This is a genomic window from Alkalibacterium sp. m-11 (assembly GCF_054658155.1).
This window is the reverse complement of the sequence record NZ_BAAGIR010000493.1, coordinates 1-255: the sequence shown is the minus strand read 5'-3', so window position 1 is coordinate 255 and position 255 is coordinate 1. Positions and strand designations below refer to the sequence as shown.

The 255-nt window shown below is 43.1% G+C and carries 1 pseudogene; it reads left to right on the top strand.

Annotated elements, in window-relative coordinates:
* Positions 1–255: pseudogene (locus ACYQ2O_RS13295) on the top strand (DDE-type integrase/transposase/recombinase); the annotation flags it as partial.

Sequence of the window (255 nt, the reverse complement as noted above, 5' to 3'; positions counted from 1 at the left end):
TCTTATCCCAAAGAGTGTCTGAAAAACGCAATACTGAATTAGCAATCAGGGCCATTCACGATGTGCTCGACCACTATATAGCTAGCGAAATCCCTGAGGATTTAAACCTCATCGTTGACGGAAACCCTATTTACAAACTGGCACAACATTTCCTGGCCCAACACGGCCTGAACTTCGATATCACTCAAGTCATTGGTTTAACCAACGAGGACGAAGTATCTAGACAATATAGGCCCCTTAAACAAATCATCGAAC